The organism is Aeromonas sp. R2-1, assembly GCF_040908425.1.
GTDB classification, from domain to species: Bacteria; Pseudomonadota; Gammaproteobacteria; order Enterobacterales; family Aeromonadaceae; genus Aeromonas; species Aeromonas caviae.
Genome location: NZ_JBFODR010000024.1, coordinates 44,697 through 66,912, shown reverse-complemented (window position 1 = coordinate 66,912; position 22,216 = coordinate 44,697). Strand labels below are relative to the sequence as shown.

Annotated in this window: 23 protein-coding genes and 5 tRNA genes; 4 read left to right on the top strand and 24 right to left on the bottom strand. The window is 59.6% G+C overall.

Annotation, left to right across the window (positions count from 1 at the left end; all coding sequences use genetic code 11):
* Positions 1 to 2: 2 nt before the first annotated feature.
* The 19 genes from AB5Y80_RS08505 to ruvA form a co-directional block, all read right to left on the bottom strand.
* Positions 3 to 75: transfer RNA gene (locus AB5Y80_RS08505), tRNA-Lys, on the bottom strand.
* 47 nt (positions 76 to 122) lie between these two features.
* Positions 123 to 198: transfer RNA gene (locus AB5Y80_RS08500), tRNA-Val, on the bottom strand.
* A 19-nt stretch (positions 199 to 217) separates the two neighbouring features.
* Positions 218 to 293, bottom strand: a tRNA-Lys gene (locus AB5Y80_RS08495).
* A 48-nt stretch (positions 294 to 341) separates the two neighbouring features.
* Positions 342 to 417: transfer RNA gene (locus AB5Y80_RS08490), tRNA-Val, on the bottom strand.
* Positions 418 to 449: 32 nt separating this feature from the next.
* Positions 450 to 525, bottom strand: a tRNA-Lys gene (locus AB5Y80_RS08485).
* 174 nt (positions 526 to 699) lie between these two features.
* Positions 700 to 1,509, bottom strand: coding sequence for a tol-pal system protein YbgF (ybgF, locus tag AB5Y80_RS08480; protein WP_010672878.1), 810 nt, complete (start codon positions 1,507 to 1,509; stop codon positions 700 to 702).
* A 158-nt stretch (positions 1,510 to 1,667) separates the two neighbouring features.
* A complete protein-coding gene (pal, locus tag AB5Y80_RS08475; RefSeq protein ID WP_010672877.1) occupies positions 1,668 to 2,192 on the bottom strand; it encodes a peptidoglycan-associated lipoprotein Pal in 525 nt (174 codons plus the stop codon).
* A gap of 48 nt (positions 2,193 to 2,240) precedes the next feature.
* A complete protein-coding gene (gene tolB, locus AB5Y80_RS08470; RefSeq protein ID WP_010672876.1) occupies positions 2,241 to 3,566 on the bottom strand; it encodes a Tol-Pal system beta propeller repeat protein TolB in 1,326 nt (441 codons plus the stop codon).
* Between the two features lie 92 nt (positions 3,567 to 3,658).
* Positions 3,659 to 4,789 (bottom strand): cell envelope integrity protein TolA, encoded by a 1,131-nt coding sequence (gene tolA / locus AB5Y80_RS08465; RefSeq protein WP_368172794.1) that lies wholly within the window; start codon positions 4,787 to 4,789, stop codon positions 3,659 to 3,661.
* 5 nt (positions 4,790 to 4,794) lie between these two features.
* Positions 4,795 to 5,241 (bottom strand): protein TolR, encoded by a 447-nt coding sequence (gene tolR, locus AB5Y80_RS08460; RefSeq protein WP_010672874.1) that lies wholly within the window; start codon positions 5,239 to 5,241, stop codon positions 4,795 to 4,797.
* Positions 5,241 to 5,927 (bottom strand): protein TolQ, encoded by a 687-nt coding sequence (tolQ, locus tag AB5Y80_RS08455; protein WP_010672873.1) that lies wholly within the window; start codon positions 5,925 to 5,927, stop codon positions 5,241 to 5,243. Before tolQ ends, tolR begins: the two co-directional genes overlap by 1 nt.
* Complete coding sequence (gene ybgC, locus AB5Y80_RS08450; RefSeq protein WP_010672872.1) at positions 5,917 to 6,324, bottom strand: tol-pal system-associated acyl-CoA thioesterase; 408 nt, start codon at positions 6,322 to 6,324, stop codon at positions 5,917 to 5,919. The genes tolQ and ybgC overlap by 11 nt, the downstream gene beginning before the upstream one ends.
* A 285-nt stretch (positions 6,325 to 6,609) precedes the next feature.
* Positions 6,610 to 6,921 carry a cyd operon YbgE family protein gene (locus AB5Y80_RS08445; protein WP_039039483.1) on the bottom strand — a complete coding sequence of 104 codons (312 nt, stop codon included), beginning with the start codon at positions 6,919 to 6,921 and terminating at the stop codon, positions 6,610 to 6,612.
* Positions 6,908 to 7,024, bottom strand: a complete 117-nt coding sequence (cydX, locus tag AB5Y80_RS08440) for a cytochrome bd-I oxidase subunit CydX (protein WP_005331536.1) — start codon at positions 7,022 to 7,024, stop codon at positions 6,908 to 6,910. The genes AB5Y80_RS08445 and cydX overlap by 14 nt, the downstream gene beginning before the upstream one ends.
* 14 nt (positions 7,025 to 7,038) lie before the next feature.
* Complete coding sequence (gene cydB / locus AB5Y80_RS08435; RefSeq protein ID WP_010672870.1) at positions 7,039 to 8,175, bottom strand: cytochrome d ubiquinol oxidase subunit II; 1,137 nt, start codon at positions 8,173 to 8,175, stop codon at positions 7,039 to 7,041.
* A gap of 12 nt (positions 8,176 to 8,187) precedes the next feature.
* On the bottom strand, positions 8,188 to 9,744 hold the full coding sequence (locus AB5Y80_RS08430) for a cytochrome ubiquinol oxidase subunit I (RefSeq protein ID WP_010672869.1): 1,557 nt from the start codon (positions 9,742 to 9,744) through the stop codon (positions 8,188 to 8,190).
* A 686-nt stretch (positions 9,745 to 10,430) separates the two neighbouring features.
* Positions 10,431 to 10,673, bottom strand: a complete 243-nt coding sequence (locus tag AB5Y80_RS08425) for a hypothetical protein (RefSeq protein WP_029313687.1) — start codon at positions 10,671 to 10,673, stop codon at positions 10,431 to 10,433.
* A gap of 10 nt (positions 10,674 to 10,683) precedes the next feature.
* Positions 10,684 to 11,694 carry a Holliday junction branch migration DNA helicase RuvB gene (gene ruvB, locus AB5Y80_RS08420; RefSeq protein ID WP_368172793.1) on the bottom strand — a complete coding sequence of 337 codons (1,011 nt, stop codon included), beginning with the start codon at positions 11,692 to 11,694 and terminating at the stop codon, positions 10,684 to 10,686.
* A gap of 8 nt (positions 11,695 to 11,702) precedes the next feature.
* Positions 11,703 to 12,317, bottom strand: a complete 615-nt coding sequence (gene ruvA, locus AB5Y80_RS08415) for a Holliday junction branch migration protein RuvA (protein WP_010672867.1) — start codon at positions 12,315 to 12,317, stop codon at positions 11,703 to 11,705.
* A gap of 232 nt (positions 12,318 to 12,549) precedes the next feature.
* Between ruvA and AB5Y80_RS08410 the strand changes: the two genes are divergently transcribed.
* Positions 12,550 to 14,559 carry a methyl-accepting chemotaxis protein gene (locus AB5Y80_RS08410; RefSeq protein ID WP_368172792.1) on the top strand — a complete coding sequence of 670 codons (2,010 nt, stop codon included), beginning with the start codon at positions 12,550 to 12,552 and terminating at the stop codon, positions 14,557 to 14,559.
* Between the two features lie 137 nt (positions 14,560 to 14,696).
* Positions 14,697 to 16,421 (top strand): proline--tRNA ligase, encoded by a 1,725-nt coding sequence (locus AB5Y80_RS08405; RefSeq protein WP_124244076.1) that lies wholly within the window; start codon positions 14,697 to 14,699, stop codon positions 16,419 to 16,421.
* A 90-nt stretch (positions 16,422 to 16,511) separates the two neighbouring features.
* On the opposite strand, the gene AB5Y80_RS08400 is transcribed toward AB5Y80_RS08405, so the two are convergent.
* The 3 genes from AB5Y80_RS08400 to AB5Y80_RS08390 form a co-directional block, all read right to left on the bottom strand.
* Positions 16,512 to 17,192, bottom strand: a complete 681-nt coding sequence (locus tag AB5Y80_RS08400) for an SDR family oxidoreductase (RefSeq protein ID WP_041214522.1) — start codon at positions 17,190 to 17,192, stop codon at positions 16,512 to 16,514.
* An 18-nt stretch (positions 17,193 to 17,210) separates the two neighbouring features.
* Complete coding sequence (locus AB5Y80_RS08395) at positions 17,211 to 17,840, bottom strand: TIGR04219 family outer membrane beta-barrel protein (RefSeq protein ID WP_010672862.1); 630 nt, start codon at positions 17,838 to 17,840, stop codon at positions 17,211 to 17,213.
* A 92-nt stretch (positions 17,841 to 17,932) separates the two neighbouring features.
* Positions 17,933 to 18,373: a copper chaperone PCu(A)C gene (locus AB5Y80_RS08390; protein ID WP_134997075.1), complete on the bottom strand. Its 441-nt coding sequence runs from the start codon at positions 18,371 to 18,373 to the stop codon at positions 17,933 to 17,935.
* Between the two features lie 89 nt (positions 18,374 to 18,462).
* Between AB5Y80_RS08390 and AB5Y80_RS08385 the strand changes: the two genes are divergently transcribed.
* On the top strand, positions 18,463 to 19,212 hold the full coding sequence (locus tag AB5Y80_RS08385) for an enoyl-CoA hydratase-related protein (protein ID WP_201985516.1): 750 nt from the start codon (positions 18,463 to 18,465) through the stop codon (positions 19,210 to 19,212).
* A gap of 2 nt (positions 19,213 to 19,214) precedes the next feature.
* On the opposite strand, the gene AB5Y80_RS08380 is transcribed toward AB5Y80_RS08385, so the two are convergent.
* The gene (locus tag AB5Y80_RS08380) at positions 19,215 to 19,643 is read right to left on the bottom strand and encodes a DUF2753 family protein (RefSeq protein WP_010672859.1); all 429 of its coding nucleotides are present in this window, start codon (positions 19,641 to 19,643) and stop codon (positions 19,215 to 19,217) included.
* Between the two features lie 85 nt (positions 19,644 to 19,728).
* The gene (locus tag AB5Y80_RS08375) at positions 19,729 to 20,436 is read right to left on the bottom strand and encodes a ParB-like protein (RefSeq protein WP_041214520.1); all 708 of its coding nucleotides are present in this window, start codon (positions 20,434 to 20,436) and stop codon (positions 19,729 to 19,731) included.
* 173 nt (positions 20,437 to 20,609) lie between these two features.
* Here AB5Y80_RS08375 and AB5Y80_RS08370 point away from each other — a divergent pair, with 173 nt between their 5' ends.
* Positions 20,610 to 22,214 (top strand): ABC transporter substrate-binding protein, encoded by a 1,605-nt coding sequence (locus AB5Y80_RS08370; RefSeq protein WP_323934824.1) that lies wholly within the window; start codon positions 20,610 to 20,612, stop codon positions 22,212 to 22,214.
* The last annotated feature ends 2 nt before the right edge of the window (positions 22,215 to 22,216 follow it).

Here is a 22,216-nt window from a genome sequence, read left to right as displayed (position 1 = left end):
GGTGGGTCGTGTAGGGTTCGAACCTACGACCAATTGATTAAGAGTCAACTGCTCTACCGACTGAGCTAACGACCCACATCCTGAACCTTTCACCAGCCGCATGGGCGGCCAGCGTTACAACATGGTGGTCGTTACTGGGCTCGAACCAGTGACCCCCTCCTTGTAAGGGAGGTGCTCTCCCAGCTGAGCTAAACGACCTGGGATTCAATATTCAGAGTGGTGGGTCGTGTAGGGTTCGAACCTACGACCAATTGATTAAGAGTCAACTGCTCTACCGACTGAGCTAACGACCCACATCCTGAACCTTTCACCAACCGCATGTGGCGGCCAGTGTTACAACATGGTGGTCGTTACTGGGCTCGAACCAGTGACCCCCTCCTTGTAAGGGAGGTGCTCTCCCAGCTGAGCTAAACGACCTGGGAATATTGTCTTCACCTGCTGTGAAGAAATGGTGGGTCGTGCTGGATTCGAACCAGCGACCAATTGATTAAAAGTCAACTGCTCTACCGACTGAGCTAACGACCCTCACCACGACCAGTGCCGACTGCATTACTGCTCCGGCTCTGACGGCGGCCTATATTACGGATTTATCATCCTGGCGCAATAGAAAAATCTTAAATTAAATCTGATTGTTCACTGCGCATACAAAGCACGGCGGTATTTACAAGAGTGTTACGAAAACAGTGACATGCAGCAATGTCACAGCTTGGCCAGACTCTGTTTGGCCAGCTGGGCCGGCGAGGTGTTGGGGTAACCCTTGATCACCTGCTCATAGAAGGCCTTGGCCTCTGCTTTCTTGCCGTCAAGCTGGGCGAGCATGCCGAGTTTCAGCAGGGCATCGGCCCGCTTGGGTGACTTGCTGTATTTGTTCGCCACCGTGGAGAACTGGCTCGCGGCCCCCGCCCTGTCACCCTTGTTGAACATCAGCTGGCCGAGCCAGTAGTGGGCATTGGGGACATAGCTGGAGTTCGGGAACTGCTTGATGAACCCTTCGAAGGCAGGAATGGCCTTGTCGTAGTTCTTCTCCTTGAGCACCATGTTCACGGCCGCGTCGTAGGCCTGGTTCTCATCCTGGTTGGTGGAGTAGTTGGCAGCCGCGGCAGGAGGCGTTGCAGCACCTGCAGCAGGTGTTGCGGGCGTGGCGGCTGGCTGGCTGTTGGCCACCTTGTCAAGCTCTTGGTAGAGTTGGCGCTGGCGCTCCTGGGACTGCTCCATCTGGTAGGTCTGCTGCTCCAGCTGACCACGCAGCTCGGAGACCTCCCCTTGCAGGGAGTCGACCTGTTGCTGCAGTTCGGCCTGCAGACGCAGACGGGCGTTGAGGGTACGCTCCAGCAGAGCAACCCGGTCCTCCAGGCTGCCGGTTGGTACGATGGCACCATTGTTGCCGCTCAGCACCACGCCGCTGCTGCCAGAATCCCCGCTCAGATCGCTCACGGGTGCCGCCGCTTGCGCATTCAAAGCAACCAACACGGCCAGCGCAACACCAGCTTGCTTGTACACAGATTTCATTCGGATCAAACCTTAGCGTTTAGTGCAAATAAAACGGCCAGCGCCATCGTCGCTCGCTGATACAGATTTCATTCGGATCAAACCTTGACGTTTAGTGCAAATAAAACGGCCATCGAAATGGCCGCTTGCATATAAACGAACTTCGTTCGACTCAAACCTTAGTAAACCAGGACCGCACGGCGGTTCTTGGCAAAGGCTTCCTCGGTGTGGGACAGATCCAGCGGCTTCTCTTCGCCATAGCTGACGATGGAGAGCTGCTCGGCCTGCACACCCAGGGTTTGCAGATACTTGGCAACAGCCTTGGCACGACGCTCACCCAGCGCGATGTTGTATTCCGGCGTACCGCGCTCGTCGGCGTGGCCTTCGATCAGTACCTTGACGCTCGGACGTTCACGCAGGTAGCTGGCGTGGGCATCCAGCAGGTCGGCGTACTGACCCTGGATGTCGTAACCATCGTACGGGAAGTAGATCACGTTGTCGCGTTGCAGCGCTTCGAACTTCTGACGCATCTGCTCTTCCGGGGACAACATGCCATTGGCGCCGCCGGTTTGTACACCGCCCATGCCGTCGGTCATGCCGGACTCGGCGCCAGCGGCGTCGGAGTCGGAAGAGGAACTACAGGCAGCCAGGGTGAACAGTGGCAGTGCGATGGCCAGACCCTTGAGCAGTTTATTGAGTTGCATGCTATTTCCTTAAACCTTTATAACAAAACAAAAAACAATCGATTTTTATCAATTCAAGAAGGGCGACCAAGCTGGTGCACGAATTTCACCGCTACTGGTCGGAAGCACTGCCTTGAAGCGACCGTCGGTCGACACCAATGCAAGACTCTTACGACCCTGATAGATGGTGGCATAAATGATCATGCTGCCATTGGGAGCCACACTTGGCGATTCATCCAGAGCACTCTGGGTCAGTACCAGCATGGCTCCATTTTCCATATCCTGGCGAGCGATGCGATATTGTCCCTGAACCCGGGTCACCATCACCATGGACTTGCCGTCCGGTGTGATGGATGCCCCCTGGTTGGAATCCCCTTCCCAGGTCATCCGGCGAGTCATGCCAGTCGCCAAATTTACGCTATAAATCTGGGGTTTGCCACCACGTTCAGAGGTGAACAGCAAAGTTTGACCGTCCGGCATCCAGGAGGGTTCGGTGTCGATGGTGCGGTTATTTGTGACTCGAGTGAGTTGCTTGCTAGCAACATCAACGACATAGATGTCAGGCTGCCCATCTTTGGACAGAACAATAGCCAAACGACGACCATCTGGAGACCACTCCGGCGCACCGTTGATGCCACGGAAGCTGGTGATCAGACTGCGCTGCTGGGTGTAGATGTCCTGCACATAGATCTCGGACTTCTGGTTCTCGAAGCTCACGTAAGCCAGCTTGCTGCCATCCGGCGACCAGGCCGGGGACATCAGGGGTTCACGGGAGCGCAGCAGAGTCTTCTCGTTGTAGCCGTCGTAGTCGGAGATCCGCAGCTGATACGGGAACTGGGTGCCCTGCTGCACGGAGACATAGGCCAGACGAGTCAGGAAGGCACCACGCTCCCCGGTCAGACGCTCGTAGACGATGTCGGAGATGCGGTGGGCAAACTGGCGCATCTGGGCACCCGGGATGGTCGCCATGCGGCTGTCCAGGATGTAACCGTTCGCTTCACCGCCCTGGGTCTTGGCCAGCTGGCCTTTCAGGACGTCGACCAGCTCGAAGTTGATCTTGTAGGTGCCATCACCCACGGCGGCGATGGAGCCGACCACCACGGCTTCGACCCCCTGGGAAGCCCAGGGCGCGAAGTTGATCTCGCCGCTGGTGCTCGGCGTCTGCGGCATCTGGCCACGGGCCAGCGGCTTGAACTTGCCGCTGCGCATCAGGTCGTTGGAGACCACTTCCGCGATATCCTGCGGCAACTGGCCATTGCCCTCCCACTTGAAGGGGGCGATGGCGATGGGGCGTGCACTGTCGATACCGCCGGTGATGACGATGTCCAAGGCCGCCTGAGCGCTCTGGCCTAGCAGAAGGCAGCCAACCAAAGCAAAAAACACTTTTCTTATCATGGCTTAAATACTCTGTTCCAAAAAAATGAGAGGTGAAATCCCTTTATCAGCAGATGCTGCCAACCACGGTCATTGACCCCGTTCTATCACGCTTAGATGCTCGGTTCTAACTTGAGGTTAAACTCCTTCAACATCTCGAATGCCGCCGGATCCTTCGGCACCGGCAACTGGTTGGCCTTCAGCACCGCCGCCTTGCCGGAGCGGCAGACCGCCGGATCACCCTGACCGTTGTCCACCGAGATGACGAAGCCGCTACTGGCCAACTTGACACCGATAGTACATGTTTTGCCCCGCATGGTGGGATCCAAAATCATGTAGCGCTCGACCGTGGCCTTGATGAGGGCGGCATACTTGTCGACCTCGCCCTTGGCGGCTGCCGATGCTGCCTGACTGCGCGCATTGGCCTCGGCGGCCAGCTGCTGCTCCATCATGGCTTCCATCTCTTTTTGCAACTTGGCCTCTTCGGCCACCTTGCGCTTGCGCTCCGCCTCAATCTTGGCCTTTCTGTCAGCCTCGGCCTTCGCCTTCTTCTCTGCGTCAGCTTTTGCCTTCTTGTCAGCCTCTTCCTTCGCCTTCTTCTCGGCCTCGGCCTTGGCTTTCTTCTCGGCTTCCGCCTTCGCCTTTTTCTCGGCTTCGGCCTTGGCCTTCTTCTCGGCTTCCGCTTTCTTGGCCTTGGCCTCTTCCGCCTTGGCCTTCTCTTCAGCCTGCTTCTTCTCCAGCTCTTCTTTTTTCTTCTTGAGCGCCAGCGCCTTGGCCTCTTCCGCCGCCTTGCGTTCGGCTTCGGCCTTCTTGGTCTTCTGCTCTTCCAGCTTGCGGGCTTCCTCGGCTTTCTGGGCCTTCTCTTCCGCCTGCTTCTGTTCAGCCTCTTTCTTCTGCTTGTCGGCTTCGGCCTTGCGGGTCGCCTCTTCGGCCTGCTTGCGCTTGGTCTCGGCGATACGCAGACGCTCCTGCTCCTGTGCCAGCTCGCGTTTGACGCGCTCAGCGTCTTCCTTGTCCTTCTGCTGCTGTGCAGCCTTGGGCTGGGCCTGCTTCTGCTGCTGGACCTGCTGCATCTGCTGCTCCAGCATTTCGCTGTCCATCATGACCGCATTGACGATCTGTCCCTTGGACTCGGGGCGCTTGGGTTTGCTGAAGTCGACACCGACCAGCAGGATGATGCCGATGATCAGATGCAGCAGCAGCGACGCGACGAGATAACCGGAAATACCACGCTTCACATCCATCTCCGTCAGTTCACCGGATCCGTCATCAGACCAACCTGAGGCACACCGGCTTTCTTGAGGGCCACCATCAGCAGGATCACCTCCTCGTAGCGCACGGACTTGTCACCGGCGACCACCACGGGCGCGTTCTGGTTGATGGCCAGATAGCCCATGGCCTTCTCGGTGATGTACTGCTGCATCGCCTCTGGTGTGCCACTCGGTACAGGTTCGTCATCCGCCTCACCGGCCTTGATGACGTACTCACCCTCGGTATTGACGCTGACGATGAAAGGCGGCTTGGAGTCTTCCGGCAACTGCTCGGACTCCGCCTGGGGCAGGTCGACCTTGACCCCCTGCGTGATCACGGGCGTGACCGCCATGAAGATGATGAGCAGCACCAGCATGACGTCGATATAGGGCACCACGTTGATCTCGGCGACCTTCTTGCGTTTGAGCCGCTGATAGGTTTGCATTACTTCTCACCCTGCTGTGCGATTTGGCGGTTCAGAATGGTGGTGAACTCGTCCATGAAGTTGGCGTAGGCGTTTTCCAGCCGTTCGACCTTGTTGGTGAAGCGGTTGTAGAAGATAACGGCCGGGATGGCGGCAAACAGACCCATGGCGGTGGCGATCAGCGCCTCCGCGATACCCGGTGCCACCATCTGCAGGGTCGCCTGCTGAACCTGACCCAGAGCGATAAAGGCGTTCATGATCCCCCAGACGGTACCGAACAGACCGATATAGGGGCTGATGGAACCGATGGTCGCCAACACCGGCAGGTTGGACTCGAGATCGTCCACTGCACGGGACAGGGAGACGCGCATGGCACGATAGGTGCCGTCCATCACCGCATCCTGACCACGGGCACCGGCCTTGAGCAGGCGGGCATACTCCTTGAAGCCGGAGTAGAAGATGTCTTCCATGCCTTCAATGTCGTCACGACGGGAGGAGGACTCCTGGTAGAGACGATTGAGGTCGACCCCGGACCAGAATCTGTCTTCAAACTGCTCCGAGGCGAGGTTGGCCGCCTTGATGGCCTTGGAGCGCTGGATGATCAGCGCCCAGGAGACGACCGACATGCCCATCAGGGTCATCATGACCAGTTTCACCAACAGACTGGCTTGCCAGAACAGGCCAATAAACGAAATTTCAGCGTGCACTTAACAGCACTCCCTTGATTTTTTCAGGTATTGCAACAGGTTTCATTTGCGGATGACTGACACAGGCGATCTGTACCATGGCCTGAGTGATCAGCCGTCCATCAGCCGCCAGGATCTGCTGTGAAAAACGCATGGAAGCGCGTTTCACTTCAGTTACTTGCGTCATTACGGTCAGCAGTTCATTGAAGCGGGCAGCCGCGCGGAAGTCGATTTCGGTGCGACTCACCACAAACGCGATCCCCGCCTGCAGCAGGACATCCTGTTCGATGCCGCCTGCGCGCAGGAATTCGGTGCGGGCCCGTTCCATAAACTTGAGATAATTGGCGTTGTAGACGATGCCTCCGGCATCCGTGTCTTCGTAGTAGACACGCACCGGAAACTCAGAGACTTCCCCCATAAAAATCTGTGATCCATTCGACAGTCAGATGGGGGGCTATCATAGCGCAGGGCTGAATAGGAAAGAAGCAGGGGGAGACAGGGAAATCCCCTCTCCCCCTGTTTTTTATGGCGTGCTGCGGCGCCGACAGGCCGAAGACCACAGGGCTGTCAGCATCGCAAGAAAAGCGGACAAGAGCAGTGGCTGCGAGCGGCGTGACGAGCGAGGTTCTGTCGCTCTGACCGGGCGACGGCACGCCCCTCAAAAAGAAGAAGGAGGTGGGCTGATGCCGACCTCCTTCATCATTTATGGCAGGTAGTAGCTGCTGGTCAGCCAGAGCCCGCAGAGCAGACTGGGCAGGGCGAGCCAGGGGAAGAACAGCACGCGACCCACCAGGCTGCGCGGGTGAAACCCCAGTCCATGCATGACACCGCAACAGACCGCCCACATCAGCCAGGGCGCAAGCCAGAGGCCGTGCTCACTGGTGTTGGCCGCGACCAGGTTGGGCGCCTGCAAGATGGCGACAGCCAGCAGGGCCGCCGCCAGCAGCATCAGACCTTGCCATGGCTGGCGCTCCAGAGGAGCGGCCAGCCGGGCGAGCCTGTCACTTGTCTTCATCAATCTGACGATCCAGGTTCTCGGTGTGCTCCAGCCAGAGCGCATTGATAATCCCAAACGCACAGGCCAGCAGCAGCCCCAGGATCCAGGTGAAATACCACATATCAGGGCACCTTCTTAGTAGAGCGATTGTTGGTTGTCTTCGATGTGCTTGTTACTCACCCGGCCGAACATCTTGATGTAGGTCCAGATGGTGTAAGCCAGCACGGTCGGCACGAAGACGACTGCGACTACCGTCATCACCTTGAGGGTGTTGAAGGAGGCGGTGGAATCCCACATGGTCAGGCTCTGGGACGGCTCGAGGCTCGAGGGCATCACGAACGGGAACATGGAGAAGCCCGCGGTCAGGATGATGCCGGCGATGGCCAGGGAGGAGAACAGGAACGCCACCCAACCCTTGTCCAGCTTGGCCGCCACGGCGGTCAGCAGACACATCACCAGACCCAGCACGGGTGCGGCAATCATCCAGGGATAGAGGTTGTAGTTCTGCATCCAGGCACCGGCCTGCACCACCACTTCCTTGTGAAGGGGGTTGGTGACGGCGTCGGTGGCGACGGAGCCCACAATCACATAACCATCCATGCCGCTCACCCAGACACCGGCCAGGGCGAACAGCACCAGGGTCAGCAGGGAGAAGATCATGGCGGCGGTGCGAGAGCGCGCCAGCACTTCACCTTCGGTCTTCATCATCAGCCAGGTTGCACCCTGGGTGATGATCATGAAGAGGCTCACCAGACCGGCCAGCAGACCGAACGGATTGAGCAGACCGAAGAAGTTGCCGTGATAGGTCATCATCAGGAACTGGTTGAAGCTGAACGGTACACCCTGCAGCAGGTTGCCGAACGCCACCCCGAAGATGACAGGGGGAATGGCGCTACCGGCAAACAGAGCCCAGTCCCAGTTGGAGCGCCACTTGGCATCTTCCTGCAGGGAGCGGTACTTGAAGCCGACCGGACGGAAGAACAGCGCCATCAGGGTCAGGATCATGGCGATGTAGAAGCCGGAGAAGGCCGCCGCATAGACCATGGGCCAGGCGGCGAACAGGGCGCCACCGGCGGTCACCAGCCAGACCTGGTTGCCTTCCCAGTGCGGCCCCATGGTGTTGAGCATCACGCGACGCTCCACATCCTTCTTGCCGACGAAGGGGAGCAGGGCGCCCACCCCCATATCGAAACCGTCGGTGATGGCAAACCCGATCAGCAGCACGCCGACCAGCACCCACCAGACCAGACGCAACAGTTCGTAATCAAACATGGGTCACTCTCCTTATGCCTTGCTCTGTTCGAAGTGGTACTTGCCCGTCTTCAGGCTGCTTGGGCCCAGGCGCGCATACTTGAACATCAGGTACATCTCGATGATCAGCAGTACGGTGTAGAACAGGAAGATCCCGATCAGAGAGAACCAGATCTCGGACGCAGGAATGTTGGATGCAGAGACATAAGTCGGCAGCATCTCGGCGATGGTCCAGGGTTGACGACCATATTCAGCGACAAACCAGCCAGCCTCGATGGCGATCCAGGGCAGCGGAATGCCGTACAGCAGCGCCTTGAGCAGCCACTTGCGCTCGCCGATCTTGTGGCGGGTGCTGTCATAGAAGGCCAGACCGATCAGCACCAGCATCAGGATGCCGCAGGCGACCATGATGCGGAAGGCGAAGAACAGCGGCAGTACCTGCGGGATGGAGTCATCCACGGCAGCCTTGATCTGCTCGTCGGTGGCGTCGGTCACGTTGGGGGTGTAACGCTTGAGCAGCAGACCGTAGCCCAGATCCTGCTTCACTTCGTCGAAGCGGGCGCGGGTATCGTCGGACTTGTCACCGGATTGCAGCTTGGTCAGCAGGTCGTAGGCGGTCATGCCGTTGCGCACCCGCAGCTCATGCTCGCTCTTGAGATCCTTGAGACCAGTCACCTGACCGTCCAGGGAACGGGTGGCGATGATGCCGAGGGCATAGGGGATCTTGATGGCGTAGTCGGTGCGCATCTCTTCCTGGTTCGGGATCCCGAACAGGGTGAAGGATGCCGGAGCCGGCTCCGTGTTCCACTCGGCCTCGATGGCCGCCAGTTTCACCTTCTGCACTTCCCCGGTCTCGTAGCCGGACTCGTCACCCAGCACCAGCACGGAGAGGATGGAGGCCATGCCGAACGCGGCCGCGATGGCGAAGGAGCGACGAGCGAATGCCACATCACGATTCTTCAGCAGGTAATAGGAGGAGATCCCGAGCACGAACATGGCGCCCGTGGTATAGCCTGCCGCCACGGTGTGTACGAACTTGACCTGGGCAACCGGGTTGAACACCAGGTCGGCGAAGCTCACCATCTCCATGCGCATGGATTCGAAGTTGAACTCGGCACCCACCGGGTTCTGCATCCAGCCGTTGGCGACCAGGATCCACAGTGCGGAGAGGTTGGTCCCGAGCGCCATCAGCCAGGTAGCCGCCAGGTGCTGGCGCTTGCTGAGACGATCCCAACCGAAGAAGAACATACCGACGAAGGTGGACTCCAGGAAGAAGGCCATCAAGCCTTCGATGGCCAGCGGGGCCCCGAAGATGTCGCCGACATAGTGGGAGTAGTAAGCCCAGTTGGTACCGAACTGAAACTCCATGGTGAGCCCGGTGGTAACCCCGAGGGCAAAGTTGATACCGAACAACTTGCCCCAGAACTTGGTCATGTCCCGGTACACTGTGTTGTTGGTCATCACATAGACAGACTCCATGATCGCCAGGATGAAGGCCATCCCCAGCGTCAAGGGTACAAACAGGAAGTGATAAAGGGCCGTCGCAGCAAATTGGAACCGCGATAGGTCTACCACATGCTCAGCAATCATGATGTTTCCTCACCGATTATTGGCACGGCTATTTTAAGTTTTAAGGACAAAGCTTCCATTGGAAGTCCCCGAACGGTCGGTCACCCCTCGCGGACTGACCGGATTCGACTGCCACCACATTAACAACAAGGCAATATACAGGAACAAAAAAAGCTAATGTTTAACATCTAATAAACAATAACCAGGGTTCTATTCCCGCCTATAATGATCGCTGTTTTATATCACCTTTATTTGATTGAAATCAATGTAAAACCACCCTCAATACATGTTTTTTCAAGGCAACTTATAGGGCTTTTCCCATTAATTATGGGAGCTTCATCACAAAAAACACCAAGTCGTAAATAATTGATTTAAATCAATTTTATGACACATCAAAATAGTTTCAATTCTGTTAAACAAATACGCAACCCCGGAAATAAAGCCCTCGCATCTCGATTATTTCAATAAATGGCCAGGCTCATCCAAAAATCAATTTAAACCCAGTAAAAACACATGTTTATGCGGATTGACACCCCCACCAAATTCATTAGTTTATCTAATCAAAAGCCCATAGATTTTCTTGTTTGCCCCACCCGGAAAGAGCTCCTACAATGCGCCTCGCAGTGAGGGCATACCTCTGAATACAGGCCGGTCATTCCGGGTTCCCGGTACGTATTCGATGAACATTTCGAACCTGTTTGTTGGGATTAATGATGAAAAAGTTTGTTGCCAAGACCATCCGTTACTACAAGCTTTCTTTCGTTCAACTCTATCAAATGAACCGACTCTGAAGCCTCGCGACGGCTCCTCTGTTTTTTCCCGACCGGTCTGCAGACGCGCTCACTGTCTGTGAACATCCATCCTGAATTGTCTTTGCCCACCGCCTGTGCCGTGGGCTTTTTTTTGCCCGCAAAACAAAAAGCCGCCTCAAGGGCGGCTTTTTGGTTCATAGCGCAACGTCTACTGATCTGCCGGTCGTTCCAGGCCAAAGTGTGCGTAGGCTCTCTGAGTTGCGATCCGCCCTCTGGGTGTACGTTGCAGATAGCCTTGCTGGATCAGATAAGGTTCCAGCACGTCTTCTATGGTGTCCTTCTCCTCACCGATGGCGGCGGCCAGGTTGTCGAGCCCGACGGGCCCCCCCATAAACTTGTCGATGACGGCCAACAATAGCTTGCGATCCATGAAGTCGAAACCTTCGTTGTCCACGTCCAGCATGTCCATGGCACGGGCCGCAATGGGTCCGTCAATTCGCCCGTCAGACTTCACCTGGGCAAAATCTCGTACCCGCCTTAACAAACGGTTAGCAATCCGCGGTGTCCCCCGGGAGCGACGGGCTACCTCGAGAGCGCCGTCTTCCGTCATGTCGAGCCCGAGGCAGCGGGCGCTGCGAGAGACGATGTCGGTCAGGTCCTTGACGTTGTAAAACTCGAGGCGCTGCACGATGCCAAACCGATCCCGCAGGGGGCTGGTGAGGGAGCCGGCCCGGGTGGTGGCACCGATCAGGGTGAAGGGAGGGAGATCGAGCTTGATGGAGCGGGCCGCTGGCCCCTCCCCTATCATGATGTCGAGCTGGTAGTCCTCCATGGCCGGGTAGAGCACCTCCTCCACCACCGGGCTGAGACGGTGGATCTCGTCGATGAAGAGCACATCGTTCGGTTCCAGGTTGGTGAGGAGCGCCGCCAGATCGCCGGCCTTCTCCAGCACGGGGCCTGAGGTGGTCTTGATGTTGACCGCCATCTCGTTGGCGACGATGTTGGCCAGCGTGGTCTTGCCAAGGCCGGGAGGCCCGAAGATCAGCAGATGATCGAGGGCCTCCCCGCGCTGGCGGGCGGCCTCGATGAAGATCTCCATCTGATCGCAGACGTGATCCTGTCCGGTGTAATCGGCCAGCTTTCTGGGCCGGATGGCCCGATCGATGATCTCGTCCTCACGGGCGGCACCGGCCGAGATGAGGCGATCCGCTTCAATCATTGTCTACCTCACACCAGGCTGCGCAGGGATTCACGAATGATCTCCTCTACCGACATGCCGTCGGCGGCCACCTTGCTGACGATCTGGCTGGCCTGCTGCGGCTTGTAGCCGAGGGCCACCAGTGCACTGGCCGCCTCCTCGCTCGCATCCGGGGCACGCAGCGGACTCTCTTTCGCGGGCAGGGTGATTTCGGCCGGGGAGAAGAGATCGTGGCTGACCCAGCCCTTGAGGCGGTCTTTCATCTCCACCACCAGGCGCTCGGCGGTCTTCTTGCCCACGCCGGGCAACTTGACCAGTGAGCTTATCTCCTCGCGCTCGACGCTCATCACAAACTGGGTGGCCGTCATGCCGGAGAGAATGGCCAGGGCCAGCTTGGGGCCGACCCCGTTGGTCTTGATCAGCTCGCGAAACAGCGCCCGCTCCTGCTTGTGGTTGAAGCCGTAGAGCAGCTGGGCATCTTCACGCACCACGAAGTGGGTGTGAATAACGGCCTCCTTCCCGAGTTCGGGCAGATCATAGAAGCAGCTCATGGGCATATGAACCTCATATCCCACCCCTCCGACTTCCAGCAACACCTCGGGGGGTTGCTTCTCGATGATGACGCCTCTCAAGCGACCGATCATGTTCTTTTCCTCGCCACGCAGACTCTCGCAAATTGGGTCATAGCATAAAGAATAACTGGATAAGTATCCAGCATAGGTCCATGCAGATCATGGGATGACCCGCTCTTCATACCCGGCCATTTCCCTCGTTCAGAACACAGTCTGTCACTTTATTTTCCATCGGGGATGGCACATCTTCGTCATTGATTGAACACTGAAATGGTCTTGTTCGGCACCATGGAAGGCTTGAATCATGAAAATCGTCACCACATCCAACCTCGGACTCACCATTCTGCTCGGCTGCACCCTGGGCATGGGGGCGATCGGCTGGTATGGCAGCCAGCGGCTGGCTGATCTGCTCTCCTACGTCCTGGGTGCCGCCTGGCAGACGGCAGATGGTGCCATGGAGGGTTCCATCGAACTCGGCAACCAGTCGCTCTATATCCAGAAAATGCTCTCGGGGATCCCCCTCGACGCACCGGAGCTGCAACGGGCAAAAGAGGCGGCCAGCGACGCTTTGCGCCGGGTGGAGCAAGGCGGGCTCATCGATGCGGCAGCCATCACCACGCTGAAGCAGCATGAGCAGACCTATCAGCAAGAGCAGGCACAGCTGCTGACCCTCTATCGCACCTTCACGAGCGCCGATGAGGCGCTGCGCGCCAGTTCTGAACGCATGTCACGCCTCTCCACCAGGCTGGAGGTGATCGGTGACGAGGCCGTCGAGAGCCTCACCCGCTCACCGGATCAGGCCATCAGCTGGAACGGCGGCCTCGCGACCCGCTGGCAGGCGGCCGATGGCGGCATGGAGGCCAACATCGGATTCTTGCGCCAGCTCTATGCGCTGGAGAAGATGCAGAGCGAAGGCCCTACTCCTGCCATCCAGGCCGAGCTGGCACAAGCCACCCGCTTCTATCAGGAGGCGGTTGACGGCATGCTGGCAACCGGCCAGTTCGATGTGCCCGGCGACGGGGAGTTTGCAGGCCAAATGCTCTCCACCCAGTATCGCGCCCTGCAAGCCGACAATGCCCGCCTGATCCGTGAATGGACCACAGCCCTGAGCGCTTATCAGAACCAGCTGGCCCGTTACGAACACAGTGCCGACCAGCTCAGGCTGGCGCTGGTCGAGGTCGAGGCCCAGGGGGACGCCACCGTCGAGGATCAGGTTCACCAGCTCAACGCCATCATCGACTACACCAGGGGACTCATCCTGGGGGGCTTGCTGCTCAGCCTGCTGATCGTCACCTGCTGCGGCTTCTGGCTGGTTCGCACCATTGTTCGCCCGCTACTCCAGGTCGACAAGCGCATGCAGGACATCGCCGCCGGGGAGGGAGATCTCAATGCCCGCATCAACCTCTCACGCGACGACGAGATTGGCTCCCTGGCCGGCAGCGTGGATCGCTTCATCGAGAAGCTGCAGAAGATGATCAGCGCCACCATGGACAACAACCAGCACATCAACCAGCACGTGCACACCTCGGTCAACCGGGTCCAGGCCATCAGCCAGAGCAGCCGCCAGACCGCTGCGCATGCCCAGGCGCTGCACCACGACAGCGAGCAGATGGTGCAGGTGGCCACCACCATCTCGGACAACTGCAACCTGGCGGCACACAACGCCAACGAGGTACGCCAGCTCACCACGCAAAGCAGCCAGTATGTCTCCTCCGCCACCGCCGGCATGCAGCGGGTGGTCATGGAGGTGGGTGAATGTGCCACCGCCATCAATGCCCTCAAGGAGCAGGCAGGGCAGATTGGCCAGATCATCTCCACCATCAGCAATATTTCGGAGCAGACCAACCTGCTGGCACTCAATGCCGCCATCGAAGCCGCCCGGGCGGGCGAGATGGGACGCGGTTTTGCCGTGGTGGCCGACGAGGTGCGCACCCTGGCCAATCGCACCGCCACCTCCAGCGCCGAGATAACGGACGTGATCAACAGCATCCAGCAGCAGACAGAGCAGGCCTATCTGATGATGCAACGCAACCTGAAAACCGTGGAATCGGGTATGGCGGACTCCGACAACACCAAACAGATCCTGTTCAAGGTAGAAGAGGCCATCGATCAACTCGCCGACATGGTGCAACAGGTAGCAGAGGCGACCAGCCAGCTCTCCCACACCCTGGGACACACCACGGGCAAGGTTTCGGATATCAGCCTGCAGGCCCAGACGGGCGAACAGGAAGCCCAGGAGTGCCTGCAACTGGCCTCCTCCCTCCATCAGGCCAGCAAGCAGCAACAGCAGTTGCTGTCGCAATTTCGGGTCTAGTGTGGGCGGGGCAAGGCCCCCGCCCTCCCCCCAGCGCCGCTGAATTTAGCCCTTGGGCCGGGGGGCTTCGCCTGTTAAAATTCCGCACTTGAAATTTTCCAGGGCCAAGCCGCCCGAACTAGCGAAGGTCTACCGCGATGCGTACCAGCCAATATCTGCTTTCCACTCTCAAGGAAACCCCCTCCGACGCTGAAGTTGTCAGCCACCAGCTGATGCTGCGCGCCGGGATGATCCGCAAACTCGCTTCCGGCATGTACGCCTGGCTGCCGACCGGCCTGCGGGTCCTGAAGAAGATTGAAAACATCGTCCGCGAAGAGATGAACAATGCGGGTGCCGTCGAAGTATCCATGCCGGTGGTACAGCCCGCCGAGCTGTGGCAGGAGTCCGGCCGCTGGGATGACTACGGCCCCGAGCTGTGCCGCCTGACCGACCGTCACAACCGCCCCTTCGTGCTGGGCCCGACCCACGAAGAGGTGATCACCGCGCTGGTCCGTTACGAAGTGAACAGCTACAAGCAACTGCCGCTGAATCTGTACCAGATCCAGACCAAGTTCCGCGATGAAGTGCGCCCCCGTTTCGGCGTGATGCGCGGCCGCGAATTCCTGATGAAGGATGCCTACTCCTTCCACATCGACAAGGCTTCCCTGGTCGATACCTATGAGAAGATGCACGCGGCCTACTGCACCGCCTTCACTCGCATGGGTCTGAACTTCCGCCCGGTGCAGGCCGATACCGGCTCCATCGGGGGCACCGGCTCCCACGAATTCCAGGTGCTGGCTGAGAGCGGTGAAGACTTGATCGCCTTCTCCGATACATCCGATTACGCCGCCAACATCGAGATGGCCGAAGCCCTGGCACCGGCTGGCGAGCGCGCTGCCGCAACCAAAGCCCTGACCAAGGTGGCCACCCCGGCCGTCCACACCATCGACGAAGTGGCCGCTTTCCTGAACGTGGCGCCGACCGCCATCGCCAAGACCCTGCTGGTACTGGCCGAGGAAGACGAGCACGGCAAACAGGCCGTCATCGCCCTGGTATTGCGTGGCGACCACGAGCTGAACGAAATCAAGGCTGAGAAGCTTTCTGGCGTGGCTAACCCGCTGACCTTCGCCAATGACGAGCAGATCAAAGCGGCCGCCGGTTGCGATGCAGGCTCCATCGGCCCGGTCGGCTTTGCCGGTCGCATCATCGTCGATCGCAGCGCCGCCCATCTGAGCGATTTTGTTTGCGGCGCCAACGAGACCGGTTTCCACCTGACCGGTGCCAACTGGGATCGCGACATCACCTCTTTTGAGGTTGCCGACCTGCGCAACGTGGTAGAAGGCGACCCGAGCCCGTGCGGCCAGGGCAAGCTGCTGCTCAAGCGCGGTATCGAAGTGGGCCACATCTTCCAGCTGGGTACCAAGTACTCCGAAGCGATGAAGGCGAGCGTGCTGAACGAAGGCGGCAAGTCCGTCACCATGGAGATGGGTTGCTACGGTATCGGGGTTTCCCGTCTGGTGGCTGCCGCTATCGAGCAGAATAACGACCAGTACGGCATCATCTGGCCGGACGCCATCGCCCCGTTCGAAGTGGCCATCGTGCCGATGAACATGCACAAGTCCGAGCGCGTGGCCGAGCAGGCACAACAGTTCTACGCCGAGCTCAAAGCCGCCGGTGTGGACGTGCTGTTTGACGACCGCAAGGAGCGCCCGGGTGTGATGTTCGCCGACATGGAGCTGATCGGTGTGCCCCACGCCATCGTCATCGGCGACCGTGGTCTCGACAACGGCGTGGTGGAGTACAAGTGCCGCCGCTCCGGCGAGAAGCAGGAAGTGGCCATCGGCGAGATCGTTGCCCTGCTCAAGGCCAAGCTGGGTCGTTAATTCCGCCCTCTTGCCGAGATAAAAAAGCGCGCCAAATGGCGCGCTTTTTGTTTCTGCTCTTCTGGGCGGCAAGGGCCGGAGCCCACTATCTCAACTATTGCGACCGATGAAGAGATCGGTCACATGGCAGCTGCTTCTCGCGGCCAACGCATCCAGCATGTAGGCCGCCGCGTCTTCCGGCGTCATGAAGCCACTCGAATCCACGTGATCCGAATTCTCCCAGAACTCGCTGCGGATCCCGCTCGGATAGAGGTTCACCAGTCGCAGGGGAGCACTCTTCAGCTCGGCCCGCAAGGATTCGAGAAAGCCGCGCATGCCCCATTTGGAGGCGCAATAGAGGCTCTCGTTGGCCTTGCCGGTCTGGGCGGCAGAGGAGAGCACATTCGCCAGCACGCCGCCCTTGTCACCGATGAGACGCACCGTCTGCTGGGCCACCAGTATGGTGGAGATGAGATTGCTCTCCACCACCCGGCGGATCTGCTCGGCGGTGTAGACACCCACCGGGCCGAACTCGCCGACACCGGCACAGTGGATCACCATGTCGGGCAGGCCGCCCCACTCCACCGCAGCGGCAAAGGCGACATCCACCTCTTCGTGGTGTGCCAGATCGGCGGCAATGCCGATCACCGCCTTACCGAGCAGCTCTTCCTGCTCCTGCAGTTTCTGGTAACGGCGACCCATCATGGAAACCTGATGGCCGCGTTCAACCAGCCCTATGGTCAGGGCGCGGCCCAGTCCGGACCCCGCGCCAGTCACTATGATGTGGCCCATGCGTGCTCCTCAGGGAGATCAGAAGGTAAATTCACCACCGATGAACCAGCCGTCGATGGTCTGATCGACGCGATCGAAGTCCATCTCGGCCTCACGCCAGCCGGCGCGGATCTTGAGCGGCACGGAAGAGAACTTGTAGGAGCCGCCCAGACGGTAGTCGTAGTTGTCGGCATCCTGCACCCGCATATCGCCAAACGCCGCAAAGCCGGTCCCCGGGATGCGTACTTCACCCCCGGTGTAGGCCATCAGCACATCCTTGTCATAGGAGTAGTGCTGGGTGTTGAAATCACCGTCGTAGCGACGACCGGTCAGACCCAGATCGATCTGGAACAGATCGTTGTTGAACAGGCGATAGTAGAGGCTCAGGTCGTAAGCCAGCAGATCGTTGTTGAAGCTGCCACCGCTGCTGCTGAAGTCGGACATTTCGAACTTGGCGTTGGGCAGCAGCAGGATGCCGTGCTCCAGTTGCAGGTAGCCGCTCCAGTTGTAGTTCTCGTCGTAGCTGCCATCGGCACCCACGCTGCTGACCTGGCCACTTCCCTGGGCATTCCACAGATCGGCACCCGCCGCAAAACGCCAGTCATTGGCGGCCATGGCCCCATGGCTGAGCAGAGCCATCACAGTGCCGGCAATCAGGGTCTTCTTCATCACTTCGCTCCATTTTGGACTGGAAAGGCCATCATTTTACCCGCTGGGCAAGGAATACCTAGAGTAAAAAGCTGAACAAGCGTCCATAAATGTCAGTGCTTCATCCCTTTCATGGGTTCGACCGGCTTCACGGGCAGGCTCAGTGACAGCGTCTGCCCATCGTCCAGGGTCAGGGTCAGCGGGAAGGGCGTGCCCTGGGACAGGGTATGGATGTCGAACAACATGATGTGCAGGCTGCCGGGCTTGAGCACGGCCTCCCCCTTGGCCGGGATCTCGATACTCTCCACCTGGCGCATCTTCATGACGCCGTTCTCGTGCAAATGGGTGTGCAGCTCGACACGGCCCGCCTCAGGAGACGCTCCCGCCACCAGTTTCACCGGTTTGTCTCCATCGTTCCTGAGCACCATGAACGCCGCCGTGTTCGGCGAACCAGGGGGCAGCAGGCGCACATAACCATCGACCGCGTCGACCTTGGCCAGGGCCGGGGCGGCCAGAAGCAGTGCCATGGTGGAATAAAACGCACGTTTAAACATGGTTGAAATCCTTTTATGATGTTGTTAAACGAGACAAAGCTTACCCCTGTGGCAAGCTTTTGACAGCCCCCGACAACAAGGATTCAGACATGGCCCTCACAATTCTGGCCGAACAGCAGGACGGCTTGCTCACCCTGACCTTCAATCGACCGGAAAAGCGCAATGCCCTCAACACGGAGACGTATCTGGCGCTGACCGATGCACTGCGCCAGGCAGCCCGGGACGAAGAGGTCCATGTGCTGCTGTTGCAGGGCCAGGCGGAGTGCTTCACCGCCGGCAACGATCTGGCCGACTTTGTTGGCAAGCATGCCCTTGAGCCGGACGACCCCATCCTGCAATTTCTGCACACCCTGGCCGACTTCCCCAAACCTGTGATCGCCGCAGTGGGCGGCCCGGCAGTCGGCATCGGCACTACCCTGCTGCTGCACTGCGACCTGGTCTATCTGGGTGACAACGCCCGGCTGCAGCTGCCTTTCGTCGAGCTGGGACTGGTGCCGGAGTTTGCCGCCAGCCTGCTGCTGCCACGCGCCGTCGGTCACCTCAAGGCGGCGGAGCTGTTGCTGCTGGCAGAGGCCATCGATGGGGAAGAGGCGCTGCGTCTCGGGCTCGCCAACCGGGTGCTGGCCCCGGCGGACCTGCTCCCCTTCGCTCGGGAGCAAGGATTGAAACTAGCGGCCAAGCCGCCGATGGCGCTCCAGAAGAGCAAGGCGCTGCTCAAGCAGGAGCTCAAACAGGCGGTGCATTTCGTCATCGACCTGGAAGCGCGCGCCTTCGCCCAGGCCCTGCAAGGGGAAGAGGCGCAAAACCGCATCGCCAGCAAGCTGCAAAAACGGCGCTGAACTCAGTTGAGACGGAACCGGCCTATCAACTCGCAGCCCTGCACCCTGTCCTGCACCTGGATAAGCCGGGCGATCTCCGGATTGGGGTGGCGCTTCAAGAAGGAGAGCAGGGCGGCGCGGCAGCAGCCCAGCTCGCTGATGAGGGATTCGCACTCCCGGTTGGGGCACTGGGGCACCAGGGCAGTGACCAGCTCGGAGGCGAGCTTGAGGTAGCGCAGTTCATAGGCGGGCTCTTCCATGGCACGCCAGAAGTCGGCCATGCGGTGACAGGTGGCGACCCGCATGCTGGCCAGTTCGTCCAGATCCCCGGAGGCCAGCTCATACACTTCCCCCAGGGCCTGCTGATAGAGGCAGATCGCCGTGCCCAAAGCCCCCATGCCAAGGGCGTTCTCCGCCTCCAGCATGTAACGTTGCCAGTTCTGATGTTCCATGTTCCTCTCCTTTGCCGACACGAGTGGAGTTTGTATCATGGCCAATCGAGAACAAATATCAACCAGACCCTTTGTGCAGGATCCCTCAACCCGCCGTTCTGGGCTGATTGACGCGACACTGCTTGCCGGGGTAACCAGGCAGATCCGACGCCTTGCTGCTGCACGCCAGCCGTTTGGCTTCGGCGAGGCGATCCGCGAGGTTGACCTCATCGATCGGCTGCCAGGCCATCTGCTGGCCGAGCCAGCTGGCCCAGGCAAACTCGACGAAGTAGACCTGATCCTTCTTGCTGAAGTAGCCCGCATCCTGCAACAGCCCCGCCAGGGTGCGGTAGGGGTAATCCGGCAATTCACCGATATGGCCGGGCAACTGCTCGGGAGTCAGGGGTTGACCCCGTTCATCCTTGAGCCAGGCCCAGTGGTTGTTCTGCATCTGGCTCCAGAAATTGGCCCTGTCCTGCAACCGTGCAATCACCTTGACCCTGACCTGCTTCACCCCCTGCTGCCACAGCGCCTTGGTCAGGTGGTGCCTGTCCACCAGCCAGTAACCCCCATCCGGCGCGATGACGATGGGGATCTCTTTCTTTTTCATCAGCTTGTCGAGCTGCTTCTCGCTCTTGTCCGCCAGCTCCCGGGCTGTGGTATCCACCTGCAACTGACCGACGCCGCCCTGGGTGGGGTGCAGCGCCTCTATGTTCACTTCGCACCAGCTTCCCACCGAGCTGCTCTTCTCGCACGGGGACAACGCCCAGGCGCCCTGGCTCAGCACGCAGGCCAACAAGATCCATGCTCTCATCACTCTCTCCTTTTCCTGGCGCTCACGGCGCCCCCTCGTTGACAGCCGCATCGGATATCATGGGACTCATGCTGGCGGTCTGACCAGCAAAGGGGATATCATGATTTCCCATCTGCCGGCGATGCATTCTCGCCGAGTTTTCTCCTCGCTTCACACATTTTGAAGGATTCACCATGAAAGGATGGAGCCCCCTACTGGCCCTGCTGGGCTGTGCCTGCGTCCAGGCCGCCGATGTGCCGCCCGGTACCCCACTCGCCGCTGAACAAGCCGTCGTCCGTCATCTCAAGGATGAACCGGCGAGCCTGAGCCCTCTCAAGCTGGTGGGACTGCCGGAGCTGCAGGTCCTCAGAGACCTTTACGAGGGGCTGCTGACCCAGGGGCCGGACGGCAAGGTGCTGCCCGGGGTGGCATCCCGCTGGGACAACGAGGGGAACCAGACATTCACCTTCCACCTGAGGCCGGATGCCCGCTGGTCCAACGGCGACCCCGTGCGCGCCGCCGACTTCGTCTATGGTTGGCGCAAGCTGGTTGACCCCAGGGAAGCCGCCACTTTCGCCTGGTTCGCCCAGCTTGCCCGCTTCGACAAGGTGGACGACATAGTGGCAGGCAAGCTGGCCCCCGATGCGCTCGGGGTGGAGGCCGTCGATGACCATACCCTGAAGGTGACCCTCTCCCAGCCGGTGCCCTATTTCCTGAGCCTGCTGACCCACCCCAGCCTGTCGCCCCTGCACCAGGCCAGCATGGAGCAATATGGCAACCAGTGGACCCAGCCCGGCAAGCTGGTGGGCAACGGCGCCTTCGTGTTGAGTCACCGGGTGGTGAACGAGAAACTGGAGCTGACGCCCAATCCCTACTACTGGGATCGCGCCCACACGGTGCTGACCCGCGTCACCTTCGTGCCCATCAACCAGGAGAGCGCGGCCACCCACCGCTATCTGGCCGGGGATCTGCACATCACCGAATCCTTCCCCAAGGAGCAGTACCAGAGCCTGATGGCCCAGATCCCGGGGGAGGTCTATACCCCGGAACAGCTCGGCACCTACTACTACGCCTTCAACACCCAGCGCCCGCCCCTCAATGATGTACGGGTTCGCCAGGCGCTCTCCTACACCATCGACAGGGGCCTGATTGCCGACAAGGTGCTGGGCACCGGGGAGAAACCGGCCTACCACTTCACCCCGGACGTGACCGCCGGCTTCGACCCCAAGCCCAATCTGCTCTCCACCAGCAGTCAGCAAGCGCTGGACGAGCGTGCCAGAGCCCTGCTGAAAGAAGCGGGCTACGGCCCAAGCAATCCCCTCAGGCTGACCCTGCTCTACAACACGGCGGAAATTCACAAGAAGATGGCGCTGGCCATCGCCAACCTGTGGAAACAGAAGCTGGGGGCCCGGGTCGAGCTCACCAACCAGGAGTGGAAAACCTATCTCGACAGCCGTCAAAGCGGCCAGTTCGAGGTGATCCGCTCCTCCTGGGTCGCCGATTACAACGACCCCTCCGCCTTCCTCGGGCTCTGGGGATCGGGCCACAGCGGCAACATGGCCCGGTTCACCAACCCGGCTTACGACAAGCTGCTGGCGCAGGCGGCCAACAGTCAGGATCCCGCAGAGCGGGCCCGCCTGTTCGATGAGGCCGAGGCCATCTTGCAGAAGGAGGCCCCCATCGCCCCCATCTACCAGTACACCAATGCCCGGCTCATCAAGCCCTGGCTCAAGGGGTATCCCATCAACAACCCGGAAGACGTGGCCTACAGCCGTCAGCTCTACCTCGTCAAACACTGAGT

Excerpts from the sequence above, each read along its gene's own strand:
- ybgF (WP_010672878.1), bottom strand. The coding sequence starts at position 1,509 with ATGAAATCTGTGTACAAGCAAGCTGGTGTTGCGCTGGCCGTGTTGGTT.
- pal (WP_010672877.1), bottom strand. The coding sequence starts at position 2,192 with ATGCAACTCAATAAACTGCTCAAGGGTCTGGCCATCGCACTGCCACTG.
- tolB (WP_010672876.1), bottom strand. The coding sequence starts at position 3,566 with ATGATAAGAAAAGTGTTTTTTGCTTTGGTTGGCTGCCTTCTGCTAGGC.
- tolA (WP_368172794.1), bottom strand. The coding sequence starts at position 4,789 with ATGGATGTGAAGCGTGGTATTTCCGGTTATCTCGTCGCGTCGCTGCTG.
- tolR (WP_010672874.1), bottom strand. The coding sequence starts at position 5,241 with ATGCAAACCTATCAGCGGCTCAAACGCAAGAAGGTCGCCGAGATCAAC.
- ybgC (WP_010672872.1), bottom strand. The coding sequence starts at position 6,324 with ATGGGGGAAGTCTCTGAGTTTCCGGTGCGTGTCTACTACGAAGACACG.
- AB5Y80_RS08445 (WP_039039483.1), bottom strand. The coding sequence starts at position 6,921 with ATGAAGACAAGTGACAGGCTCGCCCGGCTGGCCGCTCCTCTGGAGCGC.
- cydX (WP_005331536.1), bottom strand. The coding sequence starts at position 7,024 with ATGTGGTATTTCACCTGGATCCTGGGGCTGCTGCTGGCCTGTGCGTTT.
- cydB (WP_010672870.1), bottom strand. The coding sequence starts at position 8,175 with ATGTTTGATTACGAACTGTTGCGTCTGGTCTGGTGGGTGCTGGTCGGC.
- AB5Y80_RS08430 (WP_010672869.1), bottom strand. The coding sequence starts at position 9,744 with ATGATTGCTGAGCATGTGGTAGACCTATCGCGGTTCCAATTTGCTGCG.
- AB5Y80_RS08425 (WP_029313687.1), bottom strand. The coding sequence starts at position 10,673 with ATGAACCAAAAAGCCGCCCTTGAGGCGGCTTTTTGTTTTGCGGGCAAA.
- ruvB (WP_368172793.1), bottom strand. The coding sequence starts at position 11,694 with ATGATTGAAGCGGATCGCCTCATCTCGGCCGGTGCCGCCCGTGAGGAC.
- ruvA (WP_010672867.1), bottom strand. The coding sequence starts at position 12,317 with ATGATCGGTCGCTTGAGAGGCGTCATCATCGAGAAGCAACCCCCCGAG.
- AB5Y80_RS08410 (WP_368172792.1), top strand. The coding sequence starts at position 12,550 with ATGAAAATCGTCACCACATCCAACCTCGGACTCACCATTCTGCTCGGC.
- AB5Y80_RS08405 (WP_124244076.1), top strand. The coding sequence starts at position 14,697 with ATGCGTACCAGCCAATATCTGCTTTCCACTCTCAAGGAAACCCCCTCC.
- AB5Y80_RS08400 (WP_041214522.1), bottom strand. The coding sequence starts at position 17,192 with ATGGGCCACATCATAGTGACTGGCGCGGGGTCCGGACTGGGCCGCGCC.
- AB5Y80_RS08395 (WP_010672862.1), bottom strand. The coding sequence starts at position 17,840 with ATGAAGAAGACCCTGATTGCCGGCACTGTGATGGCTCTGCTCAGCCAT.
- AB5Y80_RS08390 (WP_134997075.1), bottom strand. The coding sequence starts at position 18,373 with ATGTTTAAACGTGCGTTTTATTCCACCATGGCACTGCTTCTGGCCGCC.
- AB5Y80_RS08385 (WP_201985516.1), top strand. The coding sequence starts at position 18,463 with ATGGCCCTCACAATTCTGGCCGAACAGCAGGACGGCTTGCTCACCCTG.
- AB5Y80_RS08380 (WP_010672859.1), bottom strand. The coding sequence starts at position 19,643 with ATGGAACATCAGAACTGGCAACGTTACATGCTGGAGGCGGAGAACGCC.
- AB5Y80_RS08375 (WP_041214520.1), bottom strand. The coding sequence starts at position 20,436 with ATGAGAGCATGGATCTTGTTGGCCTGCGTGCTGAGCCAGGGCGCCTGG.
- AB5Y80_RS08370 (WP_323934824.1), top strand. The coding sequence starts at position 20,610 with ATGAAAGGATGGAGCCCCCTACTGGCCCTGCTGGGCTGTGCCTGCGTC.